At 46.8% G+C, this 12402-nt stretch carries 13 protein-coding genes and 1 pseudogene; 13 read left to right on the top strand and 1 reads right to left on the bottom strand.

Going from position 1 to position 12402, the window contains the following annotated elements:
* Positions 1-6: 6 nt before the first annotated feature.
* Positions 7-681: an MgtC/SapB family protein gene (locus tag NHH16_RS04140; protein ID WP_262068345.1), complete on the bottom strand. Its 675-nt coding sequence runs from the start codon at positions 679-681 to the stop codon at positions 7-9.
* A 155-nt stretch (positions 682-836) separates the two neighbouring features.
* Between NHH16_RS04140 and udp the strand changes: the two genes are divergently transcribed.
* The 13 genes and pseudogenes from udp to NHH16_RS04075 all read left to right on the top strand — a co-directional run bounded on the left by udp (position 837) and on the right by NHH16_RS04075 (position 12369).
* Positions 837-1613: a uridine phosphorylase gene (udp, locus tag NHH16_RS04135; RefSeq protein ID WP_262068344.1), complete on the top strand. Its 777-nt coding sequence runs from the start codon at positions 837-839 to the stop codon at positions 1611-1613.
* 13 nt (positions 1614-1626) lie between these two features.
* The gene (gene deoD / locus NHH16_RS04130) at positions 1627-2325 is read left to right on the top strand and encodes a purine-nucleoside phosphorylase (RefSeq protein ID WP_262068343.1); all 699 of its coding nucleotides are present in this window, start codon (positions 1627-1629) and stop codon (positions 2323-2325) included.
* An 18-nt stretch (positions 2326-2343) separates the two neighbouring features.
* Positions 2344-3003: a deoxyribose-phosphate aldolase gene (gene deoC / locus NHH16_RS04125; protein ID WP_262068342.1), complete on the top strand. Its 660-nt coding sequence runs from the start codon at positions 2344-2346 to the stop codon at positions 3001-3003.
* A complete protein-coding gene (cdd, locus tag NHH16_RS04120; RefSeq protein ID WP_262068341.1) occupies positions 3003-3422 on the top strand; it encodes a cytidine deaminase in 420 nt (139 codons plus the stop codon). The genes deoC and cdd overlap by 1 nt, the downstream gene beginning before the upstream one ends.
* A pseudogene (locus tag NHH16_RS15710) lies at positions 3415-3819 on the top strand (N-acetyltransferase); the annotation flags it as partial. The gene cdd and the pseudogene NHH16_RS15710, both read left to right, overlap by 8 nt.
* A 75-nt stretch (positions 3820-3894) precedes the next feature.
* Positions 3895-5040, top strand: coding sequence for a phosphopentomutase (locus NHH16_RS04110; protein ID WP_262068390.1), 1146 nt, complete (start codon positions 3895-3897; stop codon positions 5038-5040).
* Positions 5030-5308, top strand: coding sequence for a hypothetical protein (locus NHH16_RS04105; protein ID WP_262068340.1), 279 nt, complete (start codon positions 5030-5032; stop codon positions 5306-5308). Before NHH16_RS04110 ends, NHH16_RS04105 begins: the two co-directional genes overlap by 11 nt.
* A gap of 13 nt (positions 5309-5321) precedes the next feature.
* The gene (locus NHH16_RS04100) at positions 5322-5546 is read left to right on the top strand and encodes a GNAT family protein (RefSeq protein ID WP_262068339.1); all 225 of its coding nucleotides are present in this window, start codon (positions 5322-5324) and stop codon (positions 5544-5546) included.
* Between the two features lie 89 nt (positions 5547-5635).
* Positions 5636-6742 carry a 3-isopropylmalate dehydrogenase gene (gene leuB / locus NHH16_RS04095; protein ID WP_262068338.1) on the top strand — a complete coding sequence of 369 codons (1107 nt, stop codon included), beginning with the start codon at positions 5636-5638 and terminating at the stop codon, positions 6740-6742.
* On the top strand, positions 6735-8411 hold the full coding sequence (gene ilvD / locus NHH16_RS04090; protein WP_262068337.1) for a dihydroxy-acid dehydratase: 1677 nt from the start codon (positions 6735-6737) through the stop codon (positions 8409-8411). The genes leuB and ilvD overlap by 8 nt, the downstream gene beginning before the upstream one ends.
* Before the next feature lie 18 nt (positions 8412-8429).
* Entirely contained in the window at positions 8430-10109 is a 1680-nt protein-coding gene (gene ilvB, locus NHH16_RS04085) for a biosynthetic-type acetolactate synthase large subunit (RefSeq protein WP_262068336.1), read from the top strand.
* A 13-nt stretch (positions 10110-10122) separates the two neighbouring features.
* On the top strand, positions 10123-11205 hold the full coding sequence (gene serC / locus NHH16_RS04080) for a 3-phosphoserine/phosphohydroxythreonine transaminase (RefSeq protein WP_262068335.1): 1083 nt from the start codon (positions 10123-10125) through the stop codon (positions 11203-11205).
* A complete protein-coding gene (locus NHH16_RS04075; protein ID WP_262068334.1) occupies positions 11206-12369 on the top strand; it encodes a phosphoglycerate dehydrogenase in 1164 nt (387 codons plus the stop codon). It abuts the gene before it with no gap.
* Positions 12370-12402 lie beyond the last annotated feature (33 nt).

The raw sequence follows: 12402 nt of genomic DNA, 5'->3' as shown, positions 1-12402 counted from the left end.
TCGTTTTTAAGTCTCTATGCTCTCCACTTCTGGATGGGCACTGATGACGTCGATAGGATTTTGGTTGCTATAGCTTTCAGGAAAAGAAGCGGATAGCTTGATTTGGAGATTGCCATCTTCCAGTCGCTTAATGGTTAAATTAGTGACTTTGCTAGCTTCCTTGCCGAAAATACGGGCTAGTATCTGGTTGATATCGCAGCCTTCAGAGACTCTAAGGGTTACTTGCCAAGCCGTTGTGCTTAGGACAGTGAGAGGTCTAACATGAAAGAGAAACTGGAGTAATAGGATGAAGATAGTGCTGGCAATGCTTAAAAAGTACATTCCCGTTCCAAAGCCCATCCCGATTCCAACAGTGGCCCAGATACCAGCGGCTGTCGTCAGACCGGTTACGCTTTTATTACGGACGAAGATAACACCTGCTCCTAAGAAACCGACAGCGGTAACGACACTAGAAGCCACTCGCGAAGGGTCTAGCGAAACTTCTGCTAGACGGAGCACATCGCTAAAGCCGTACTTTGAGAGCACCATCATTAAAGCGGCGGCCATCGCCACGATGGCGTGGGTTCTAATCCCGGCCATTTTCATTTTATTTTCTCGTTCGTAACCGATAATTGCGCCGCAAAGGGCAGCACCGAGAATTCGTAAGAATAATTCCATTTCGTATAATAATTGAGCTTGCATGTATATACCCCCCCTTTATGCTTTTGAATAGTCATTACTCTGGACAGACCACAGACACGTCTACTTCGATTATAACGAAAAGGACACAAAAAAACTATAGTTTAATGCCATTTGAAGTGGTATCCTATTTACAGAATGATTAAAGGAGGCTTGATATGATTAATTACTCAGAAGAAAAAGACCGTCAATATCACCTGCAAGTTGCGGAAGGTGAAGTGGGACGTTACGTTATTATGCCAGGTGATCCAAAGCGCTGCGGGAAGATTGCGAAGCATTTTGATAACCCTAAGTTAATTGCCGATAACCGGGAATATGTTACGTATACAGGTAGCCTTGACGGCGTACCAGTATCGGTTACTAGTACCGGCATTGGTGGACCGTCAGCGTCCATTGCCATGGAAGAGTTGATTAAAGTAGGGGCGGATACGTTTATCCGCGTAGGCACCTGTGGGGGGATGCAAGAAAACATTGAAAGTGGCGATATCATTATCGCTAACAGTGCCGTACGAATGGAAGGGACGTCTAAAGAATACGCGCCTATCGAATATCCGGCAGTAGCGGACTTTGAAGTGACGAATGCCTTAGTGGCAGCGGCTAAAAAAGGGGATAAGCGTTACCATGTAGGGGTAGCCCAGTGTAAGGACGCCTTTTTTGGCCAGCATGAACCGGAAAAGATGCCTGTGGGTTACGAACTTCAGCAGAAATGGGAGGCATTTAAAGCCTTAGGCTGTATGGCTTCGGAGATGGAGAGCGCCGCGATGTTTATCGTTGGCAGTGCCAGAAGCGTCCGAGTTGGCAGCGTCTTTTTGGTGATGGCGAATCAGGAACGGGCGAAAAAAGGGTTACCAAATCCTGTGGTTCACGAAACGGAAGTCGCCATTGAAACGGCAGTAGAAGCTTTGCGCCTATTAATAAAGAGCGACAAGGAATAGGAGGAGATATAAGATGGGAACACCACATAATGGAGCAGAAAAAGGTGAAATTGCGAAGAAAGTCTTGATGCCAGGAGATCCTCTGCGAGCGAAGTTTATCGCAGAGACGTATTTAGATGAGGTAAAGCAGTTTAATACCGTTAGAAATATGTTTGGTTATACAGGAAAATATAAAAGGCAAGAAGTAAGCGTTATGGGAAGCGGCATGGGAATGCCGTCTATAGGCATCTATTCCTACGAGCTTTATCATTTTTACGAGGTAGAGGCGATTATACGCATTGGCTCAGCTGGTGGTTTTCACGATGACCTTGAGCTAATGGATTTGGTTATCGCCCAGGGAGCCTGCACAGACTCACGGTATGCCTATCAGTTTGATCTACCGGGAACCTTTGCACCAATCGGTGACTACGAGCTACTTAGTAAAGCCGTTTCCTTAGCCGAAGCCAAAGGAACGAAGTATAAGGTAGGCAATGTGGTTTCGGCAGATGTTTTTTATAACAACGATGACCGGGTGAACGACCGTTGGAAGAGTATGGGTGTGCTGGCAGTGGAGATGGAAGCTGCTGCACTTTATATGAATGCCGCGAAAGCGGGCAAGAAAGCTCTCGCTATGCTCACCATTAGCGATCATTTATTTAAAAAGACAGCACTCAGTGCTAAAGATAGGGAAACCAGCTTTAACGAGATGATGGAAATTGCCCTGGATTTATAAGAGAGGAAGAAGTCAAAAATGGATATTAAAGAGATATTAAGACACGTAGACCACACGGTTCTCAAACCGACAGCGACCAAGGAGGAGATCCGCACTTTAATCGATGAAGGCATTGCGTATCAGGTAGCATCTGTCTGCATTCCCCCAAGCTTTGTAAAAGAGGCGACAGCTTATGCAGCAGGGCGTTTGCCGATTTGTACGGTTATCGGTTTCCCAAACGGTTACAATACCTGTGCTTCGAAAGTAAGTGAAACAAAAGACGCTGTCCTAAACGGGGCAGATGAAGTGGATATGGTTATTAATTTGGGCGACGTTAAAAGCGGGGACTTTGAAAAGGTGCTAGCGGAGATAAAGGCAGTAAAGGCGGGCGCTGGCGGTAAGCTTTTAAAAGTGATTATCGAATGCTCGGAACTAACGGAAGCAGAAAAAATTAAACTATGTGAAGTGGTAAGTGCTTCCGGCGCCGATTTTATCAAGACCTCGACGGGGTTTGCTAGCGGCGGCGCCACCTTTGCCGATGTGGAGTTGATGGTGAAAAACGTCAGCCAGGACGTGCGGGTAAAAGCCGCAGGCGGTATTAAAAGTATTGCGGATGCCGAGCGCTTCTTGTCACTAGGAGCGGAGCGCTTAGGGAGCAGTAGTGTAATTAAACTAGCGAAAGAGGAAGGGCTTTTGTAATGGAAGAATCAAGACGGAATGAGCTACTAGAAGTGGCCCAAAAAGCCGTTAAAAAAGCGTATGCGCCGTATTCGTTCTTTAAGGTAGGGGCCGCCCTTTTGACAGAGGATGGTTCCGTTTATAGTGGCTGTAATATTGAGAATGCCGCGTATTCCCCTACCATATGTGCGGAGCGAACGGCCCTTGCCAAAGCGGTAAGTGAAGGCCACCTGGCCTTTACGGGCATCTTAATCGTCAGTGAAGACGGGAAGGGCAATACTGCCTTTACCTCCCCTTGTGGAGTATGTCGGCAGACACTGCGAGAATTTTGCTCGGATGATTTTGAAGTGATTTTAAGCGACGGTAGAGAATTCAGAAGCTATACACTAGGCGAATTGCTACCCCTTAGTTTTTCCAAAGAGGATGTTTTAAATGATTAGAAAAGCAAGAGAAACGGATATAGAGAGGATGGAAGAGATTTTTGCCATCGCGCGAGAATATATGAAAGCTAGCGGCAATTTAAGCCAGTGGCAAGAGGGGTATCCTGGCCGCGACTTGCTTAAAGAGGATATTTCGGCAGGGAAGTCTTACGTGATTACCGGTGATGATGACGAGGTTGTGGGAACGTTTTACTTTTCCCGAGAAGAGGATCCCACGTACCGAGAGATTGACGGCGCTTGGTTAAATACGGAGCCTTATGGAGTGATTCACCGGATTGCCAGTGATGGCAAGCGTAAAGGCATCGTTAAAGAGGCTCTGGAATATTGCCTTCAACAGACGGACAACCTTCGCATTGATACCCATGAAGATAATCAGACCATGCAGCAGGTCTTGGAGAAACTAGGATTTAAGCGCTGCGGCGTGATTCGTCTTGCCAATGGGGAGCCCCGAGTAGCTTTTCAGTATTCCCAGATAGAGCCGTCTAGAAGTCAGCGGGCCTTTCTGATTGTTATCGACTCGGTAGGAGCTGGCGCCGCTTCTGATGCGGCCGCTTACGGTGATGAGGGCGCAGATACCCTAGGGCATACCGCCCAGGCGGTGGGGGGCTTGCATTTGCCGAATCTGGAGAAGCTAGGACTAGGAAACATTCATAAGCTAGAAGGGGTTAAGCCGGTTACAGGTCCCCTTGCCCAAGTTACTAAGCTTAACGAAAAGAGTGTGGGGAAAGACACGATGACGGGACACTGGGAAATGATGGGTGTCTATACGACAGAACCGTTTATTACCTTTACAGACACAGGGTTTCCAGCGGCCTTGATAAAAGAATTAGAAGAAAAGACCGGTCATCCGGTTATCGGTAACGTGGCTGCTAGCGGCACCGAGATTATGAATGAGCTAGGAGAAGAACATCTAAAGACGGAAGCGATGATTGTCTACACTTCAGCGGACTCCGTTTTACAGATATTAGCGAATGAAGAAACCTTTGGTCTTGAGGAATTATATCGCTGCTGCGAAATTGCCAGAGAGATTACGATGAAGCCTGAGTGGCGAGTAGGGCGGGTGATTGCTAGACCCTTTATTGGGAAGAAGAAAGGGGAATTTGTCCGGACGGCAAACCGACATGACTATGCCCTTAGACCGCCCCGTAATGTGTTAGATGAGTTAAAAGATCACGGGCTGGATGTAATTGCTATTGGCAAGATTAACGATATTTTTGACGGTCAAGGCATTACGAGAGCGGTTCATTCGGCTTCTTCCGTTCAGGGAATGGAGCAGACGATTGTGGTGGCAGGAGAAGCGTTTAACGGATTATGTTTCGTTAACCTGGTGGATTTTGATGCCAAGTGGGGCCATCGCCGGAATCCCGTTGGGTATGCAAAGGAACTAGAAGCCTTTGATCAGAAGTTAGGCGAGTTAATGCCTCTGATAAAGCCTGGTGATGTTTTAATGATTACGGCTGACCACGGCAATGATCCTACCTTTGAAGGCACAGATCACACGAGAGAAAAAGTTCCTTTTCTTAAGTATCTTCCCGGGGAGGAAGGAGGAGTCGTGCCAGAAGGAAGTGGTTTTTCAGTTATTGGTGAGTATTTAAGGAGGTTATTCATTGAAGAATAAGGCGATTATTATCAGTTTGTCAGGGATTGCCCTGAATATAGTAGTTTGGTGTATCTATCTGTTTGTAAATAGTGGGGAGATGAATATGATGGTCCTGCTGCTAACCGTTCCCTTTGGAATTGTCGGAGCCATCAGCGGGGGCTTTGTAGAAAGGGCTTTTCCCAAGATTATGCTGATGCTAGTTAATATTCTCTTTACCCTAAGTATTGTGTATCCCTTTATTATGTGGGCGCTTATGGGTCCATCAATATTACAGAATGCCATGTAGGAGGTAGCTTTTTATGAAAGTAGTTAGAAAAGATGACGAAGGTAGAATTACCGTAGAATCCGACGGTGGTCGCGTGCTTGGCGAGTTAAGCTACGAGATTAATGACGGTACGCTTAAAGTGACAAAATACGAAGTGGAAGATGAGTTTGGTGGTCTCGATGGCTACGCTGCCTACCTTTTAGAGGATGCGGTAGGGGAAGTGGTAGCAGAAAAAGAGCTACAAGTGCTGGAAGCGTAGTTTTCCGATTTAATGTGTTAAAGTCTTGAAACATCCCAGGAAATATTGTATTATTATACGATAAACGTTTTAAGGAAGGGATGATTTTTATGGAGGCAACAATCGGGATAATCAGAGGTGACGGAATAGGGCCGGAAATCGTAACAGAAGCTGTAAAGGTTCTGAATAAGATTCAGGTCGTATTCGGTCACTCTTTTTCATTTAAAGAATTACTTCTAGGAGGAGCATCAATCGATGCCACGGGAGAGCCGCTGACAGAGGCGACGATTAAAGAAGCGAAGACGTGTGAGGCGGTACTTATGGGCTCCATCGGTGGCGATCCGAATACCAGTCCTTGGTATCAATTACCAGCGAATTTACGGCCAGAAGCAGGGCTTCTTAAAATCCGGAAGGAACTTAATCTATTCGCCAATCTGCGCCCAGCAGTCCTATATGACTCGCTGAAGGCTGCTTGTCCACTGAAGGAAGAGTTGATAAGCGGGGGCTTTGATATGATGATTATGCGGGAGCTAACCGGTGGCCTCTACTTTGGCGAGCGGAGCCTTGAAGAAAAGGATGGCGTGCGGATAGCCAAAGACTCCTTGACGTATACCGATGTGGAGATTCGGCGTATTGCTATTCGCGCCTTTGAGATTGCCAGAAAACGTCGGGGGAAGGTGACCAGCGTTGATAAGGCCAATGTGCTCGATTCGTCCAGACTTTGGCGACAAGTGGTAAACGAAGTGGCAAAGGATTATGAGGACGTGGAACTAGAGCATATGCTTGTGGATAATTGTGCCATGCAGCTTGTCAAGAACCCTCAGCAGTTTGATGTGATCTTAACGGAAAATATGTTTGGCGATATTCTCTCCGATGAGGCTAGTATGGTGACTGGGTCCATAGGAATGTTAGCTAGCGCTAGTTTAAACGACACCGCTTTTGGGCTCTACGAGCCAAGTGGTGGTTCGGCACCAGATATCGCCGGTAAAGGCGTGGCGAATCCGATTGCCACCATTTTGTCAGCGGCGATGCTCTTAAAATACAGCCTCGGACTGGATGAAGAGGCTGCGTGTATTGAAGAGGCGGTGGGCAAAGTGTTAGAGCTGAATCAGCGGACGCTGGATATTGCCGGTGAGGACAGTGTGATTATCGGCACGGAAGAGATGGGTAATTTGATTTGTGCAGAAATAAAAAAAGGGGGACATGGAAATGCGTAGTGATGCAGTAAAACAAGGAAATGTACAGGCGCCAGGTCGGTCGCTATTACGAGCCGATGGCTTTACCGATGAAGAGATAAACCGCCCGCTTGTGGGAATCGTTAGCTCCTATAACGAGATTGTTCCTGGGCATATCAACTTGGATAAGATTGTGGAAGCGGTTAAAATTGGCGTTGCTATGAATGGCGGAACTCCGATTGTCTTTCCGGCGATTGCCGTTTGTGATGGTATCGCCATGGGGCATGTGGGTATGAAATATTCTCTCGTTACCCGTGACTTAATTGCTGATTCCACCGAGTGTATGGCTATGGCGCACCAGTTTGACGCTCTCGTAATGGTGCCAAACTGTGATAAAAACGTCCCAGGGTTATTGATGGCGGCAGCCAGAGTTAACGTACCGACGATATTCGTAAGCGGTGGTCCTATGCTCGCTGGCCGGGTAGATGGAAAGAAGACTTCCCTGTCCAGCATGTTTGAAGCCGTAGGCGCACATGCTGTGGGTAAAATGAGTGATGAGAAACTAGCAGAGTTTGAAAATAAAGCCTGCCCAACTTGTGGGTCTTGCTCGGGTATGTATACCGCCAATTCCATGAACTGTTTAACAGAGGTTCTCGGTATGGGTCTATCTGGAAATGGCACTATTCCTGCCGTGTATTCGGAGCGAATTCGCCTAGCGAAGAAGGCTGGAATGCAGGTAATGGAACTTCTAAAAAAAGATATCAGACCGCGAGATATTATCACGAAAGACGCGATCTTAAATGCCCTAACCATGGATATGGCGCTTGGATGTTCTACCAATAGTATGCTTCATTTACCAGCGATTGCTCACGAAATCGGTATGGATTTTGAAATCGATTTTGCCAATCCCATTAGTGAAAAAACGCCGAATTTATGTCACTTAGCACCGGCAGGACCGACGTTTATGGAAGATTTAAACGAGGCTGGCGGCGTCTATGCAGTAATGAAGGAAATTGATAAATTAGGACTGTTAAAGACCGACTGTATGACCGTTACCGGTAAAACAGTGGGAGAAAATATAAAAGATGCGAAAAATCTGGACGAAGAGGTGATTCGCCCAGCTGAAAATCCCTACACCAAGACCGGCGGTATCGCCGTTCTAAAAGGCAATCTTGCTCCCGATGGCAGCGTGGTAAAGCGCTCAGCGGTAGCACCAGAAATGCTGGTTCATGAAGGCCCAGCCCGGGTATTTGACTGTGAAGAAGATGCTATTCAGGCGATTAAAGGGGAGCGGATTAAACCAGGAGACGTGGTGGTAATTCGCTACGTGGGTCCAAAAGGCGGTCCCGGTATGCCGGAAATGCTTAACCCGACTTCAGCCATTACCGGTATGGGACTTGGCGAAAGCGTGGCGCTGATTACAGATGGTCGTTTTAGCGGGGCTTCAAGAGGCGCTGCCATCGGTCATATTTCACCGGAAGCCGCTGCCGGCGGCCCCATCGCGCTAATCGAAGAAGGAGATTTGATTAAAATCAATATTCCTGAGTATAAATTAGAGGTGGCGCTTTCCGAGGAGGAGTTACAAAGACGGCGAGACGCGTGGACACCGAGAGAGCCAGAGCTAAATACCGGTTACGTGAAGCGCTACATGAGTATGGTTAGCGCTAGTAATAGGGGAGCGATCCTGGAAGTTCCTAAGTGTGAAAGCTAGTTAGAAAGGAAGAGCAGTATGCAGTTAACAGGTGCGCAGATAGTTATAGAGTGTTTGAAAGAGCAAGGCGTAGATACGGTGTTTGGTTATCCAGGCGGCGCGATTTTAAACCTTTACGATGAATTGTATAAAAATCAAGATAGTATCAAGCACTATCTTACCTCCCACGAACAAGGAGCTGCCCATGCCGCTGACGGCTATGCCAGAGCGACGGGAAAGACCGGCGTGGTCTTTGCCACTAGTGGACCAGGAGCGACGAATTTGGTAACGGGTATCGCTACCGCCTATATGGATTCGATTCCCTTGGTGGCCATCACCTGTAATGTAGGCGTGGGATTACTGGGAAAGGATAGTTTTCAGGAGATTGATATCACCGGAATTACCCTACCGATTACGAAACACAATTATATTGTGAAGGACGTGAAAGACTTAGCTTCGGCTATTCGTAAAGCCTTTGCCATTGCCAGGAAAGGTCGACCAGGCCCTGTGCTTGTGGATATTCCCAAAGATGTAACCGCCGAAAAGACGGAATTTACCGCTAGTGAAAATAAAATGGTATCGGAGCCGGGTACGGTCTGTGATAGTCAGATAGCCACAGCGATTAAAATGATTCATAAGGCGAAAAGGCCGATGATCTTTGTTGGCGGTGGCGCGGTGCTGGCAAACGCCGGGGCAGAGGTTCAAGCGTTTGTAGATAAAGTTCAGGCGCCGGTTTGTGATACTTTAATGGGAAAAGGGGCTTTTAACGGGGCGGATCCTCTTTATACGGGAATGCTGGGAATGCACGGAACGAAGACCGCGAATTACGGGGTTAGCGAATGTGACTTGCTAGTGGTTATCGGGGCTCGTTTTTCTGACCGAGTTACGGGAAATGCCAAGAAATTTGCTAAAAACGCTAAGATATTACAGATTGATGTGGATGAGGTCGAGATTAATAAAAACGTCCTAGTGACGGGGCAGGTAATCGGTGACGTGAAAGCGGTGTTACAACGCTTAAACGAGAAGCTAGAACCAGCTAATCACGATGAGTGGATTGCCCATATCATGGAGTATAAAGAAAAGTATCCACTTACCTACAATGAAGAAGTCTTGACTGGTCCTTTCATTATTGAAGAGATTTACCGGCAGACAGAAGGAGAGGCCGTTATTACCACCGAGGTTGGTCAGAACCAAATGTGGGCGGCCCAGTTTTACAAATACAAAGAACCAAGAACTTTCTTGACATCCGGGGGCCTCGGGACCATGGGGTATGGTCTGGGAGCGTCTCTAGGAGCCAAGCTTGGACGTCCTGATAAAATCGTTATCAACATTGCCGGTGACGGGTGCTTCCGCATGAATATGAATGAACTGGCAACCGCTGGTAGATACAACATTCCGATTATTCAGGTGGTAATTAATAATCATGTTCTAGGGATGGTAAGACAGTGGCAGACCCTATTTTACGATAAGCGTTACTCAGCGACGGTGTTAGAAGACAATGTGAACTTTGCCAAGTTAGCAGAGGCGCTGGGAGTAAAAGGGGTTACGATAACCAGCAAGGAAGAGTTTAAAACGGCTTTTGCCGAGGCGTTAACCTTAGGGAAACCAGTCCTATTAGACTGTCAAATCGATGCGGATGAGAAGGTGTGGCCGATGGTTGCGCCTGGAGCTGCTATCGATGAAGCTTTTGATGAAGGCGATTTAAACGCACAGAAATAAGGAGATAGAATAAATGAGTAGAGTGTACAATTTTTCGGCGGGACCAGCGGTTCTGCCTGAGGATGTCTTGAGAGAAGCAGCGAAAGAAATGTTAGATTATCAGGGAAGTGGCATGTCGGTGATGGAGATGAGTCACCGCTCGTCTGAATTTGAGGGGATTATTCAGACGGCTGAGGCCGATTTACGGGAGCTTCTGCAGATACCGGATAACTACAAGGTGGTCTTTTTACAAGGTGGTGCCTCTACCCAGTTTGCCATGATTCCGCTTAATTTTATGAAGAATAAGGTGGCAGACTATATCGTGACCGGGCAGTGGGCCAAAAAAGCTTGCGAGGAAGCAGCGATTTACGGAAAGGCAAATGTGATCGCCTCTTCCGCTGATGAGACCTTTAGCTATATTCCTGATTTGAATGATTTAGCGATATCAGAGGACGCGGATTACGTCTATATTTGTGAAAACAATACGATCTACGGCACGAAGTTTAAAGCCCTTCCCGATACGAAAGGGAAACCCCTGATTTCGGATGTGTCATCTTGCTTCCTATCAGAACCGATGGATGTAAGTAAGTACGGCATGATTTTTGGTGGGGCTCAGAAGAACATTGGACCTTCTGGAGTTTCCATTGCGATTATCCGCGAAGATTTATTAGAAAATGAACCACTAGAGATTGCGCCGACGATGCTAAAATACAACACTCATGTAAAGGCTGAGTCTCTATATAATACACCTCCTTGCTACGCGATTTATATCTGTGGGCTAGTTTTTAAATGGCTTAAGAAGCAAGGTGGCTTAGCTGAAATGAAAAAGATTAACGAAGAAAAGGCAAGTCTTCTCTATCAATTCCTCGATGAGAGCAAATTGTTTAAGGGAACGGTAAGAGAGGCCGATCGCTCGCTAATGAACGTTCCTTTCGTAACGGGATCAGATGAGTTAGATGCCAAGTTTGTGAAAGAGTCAAAAGCCGCAGGACTGATGAACTTAAAAGGCCACCGCAGTGTAGGCGGAATGCGCGCTAGTATTTATAACGCTATGCCTAGAGAGGGTGTTCTGGCACTGATTGATTTTATGAAGAAGTTTGAAGAGGAGAATAGATAGATGTTTACTTACCATTGTTTGAACCCGATAGCAGAAGTGGGACTTAGTCGTTTTTCTAGTGACTACGCTCACATCGATGAACCGGAGAAGGCAGAGGCGATTTTAGTTCGCAGCGCTTCTTTGCACGGAAAGGAATTTGGCGAGCATTTGCTGTCGATTGCCAGAGCGGGTGCCGGTGTTAATAACATTCCTTTAGACGAATGTGCGTCTAAGGGTATTGTTGTGTTTAACACCCCTGGAGCCAATGCTAACGGAGTTAAGGAGCTTGTGATTGCAGGAATGCTGTTGGCTTCCCGAGATATTATCGGTGGTGTTGACTGGGTTCACGATCACGAAGAGGATGGAAATATTGCTGGGGCGGCGGAAAAAGCCAAGGCAGCTTTTGCTGGCCGGGAAATCGAGGGTAAAAAATTAGGGGTAATTGGTCTAGGAGCCATCGGTGTTCTCGTTGCCAATGCGGCTACCCATTTAGGTATGGACGTCTATGGGTATGACCCTTACGTTAGCGTGGATTCGGCGTGGCGCCTATCAAGAAGCATACATCACGCCACTACTCTCGATGAATTGTATAAAGAGTGTGATTATATTTCTGTTCACGTACCGGCACTAGAAAGCACCATCGGCATGATTGATAAGAATGCCATTAGTTTGATGAAGAAGGACGTGGTAGTCTTAAACTTCTCTAGAGATACTCTGGTAAACGGTGAGGACATGGTGGATGCGCTGGTTGCTGGAAAGGTAAAGCACTACGTGACCGACTTCCCGATTCCCGGCATTGCCGGAGTAAAGGGAGCCATTGTCATCCCTCATTTGGGGGCTTCTACAGAAGAGTCAGAGGACAATTGTGCTAAGATGGCAGTTAAGCAAACGATAGACTATCTGGAAAACGGAAATATCAAAAATTCCGTAAATTATCCTGACTGTGATATGGGACGGCGAGGCGAACACGTAAGAATTGCCTTGTTGCATGAAAATATTCCAAACATGCTGGGACGCTTTACCAAGATTCTCGGCGATCACTGCATCAACATTGCCGATTTGGCCAATAAGAGCAAAGGTGGCTACGCCTATACCTTGATGGATGTTGATAGCGACATTAGCGAAGAGGTAATCGACCAGCTGCGAAGCGTTGAGTGTGTGAAAAAAATAAGAGTTTTAAGATAAGAAAAACTAATAAACCCGGTGCCTATTAATAGG

Origin of the sequence: Ohessyouella blattaphilus, assembly GCF_024721265.1 — a bacterium.
GTDB classification, from domain to species: Bacteria; Bacillota; Clostridia; order Lachnospirales; family Lachnospiraceae; genus Aequitasia; species Aequitasia blattaphilus_A.
This window is presented reverse-complemented; position numbering and strand designations above follow the sequence as displayed.

Bases quoted from the DNA above. Each gene is read 5' to 3' on its own strand.
- deoD (WP_262068343.1), top strand. From the start codon at position 1,627: ATGGGAACACCACATAATGGAGCAGAAAAAGGTGAAATTGCGAAGAAA.
- ilvD (WP_262068337.1), top strand. From the start codon at position 6,735: ATGCGTAGTGATGCAGTAAAACAAGGAAATGTACAGGCGCCAGGTCGG.
- serC (WP_262068335.1), top strand. From the start codon at position 10,123: ATGAGTAGAGTGTACAATTTTTCGGCGGGACCAGCGGTTCTGCCTGAG.
- leuB (WP_262068338.1), top strand. From the start codon at position 5,636: ATGGAGGCAACAATCGGGATAATCAGAGGTGACGGAATAGGGCCGGAA.
- NHH16_RS04140 (WP_262068345.1), bottom strand. From the start codon at position 681: ATGCAAGCTCAATTATTATACGAAATGGAATTATTCTTACGAATTCTC.
- NHH16_RS04100 (WP_262068339.1), top strand. From the start codon at position 5,322: ATGAAAGTAGTTAGAAAAGATGACGAAGGTAGAATTACCGTAGAATCC.
- NHH16_RS04075 (WP_262068334.1), top strand. From the start codon at position 11,206: ATGTTTACTTACCATTGTTTGAACCCGATAGCAGAAGTGGGACTTAGT.
- cdd (WP_262068341.1), top strand. From the start codon at position 3,003: ATGGAAGAATCAAGACGGAATGAGCTACTAGAAGTGGCCCAAAAAGCC.
- deoC (WP_262068342.1), top strand. From the start codon at position 2,344: ATGGATATTAAAGAGATATTAAGACACGTAGACCACACGGTTCTCAAA.
- udp (WP_262068344.1), top strand. From the start codon at position 837: ATGATTAATTACTCAGAAGAAAAAGACCGTCAATATCACCTGCAAGTT.
- ilvB (WP_262068336.1), top strand. From the start codon at position 8,430: ATGCAGTTAACAGGTGCGCAGATAGTTATAGAGTGTTTGAAAGAGCAA.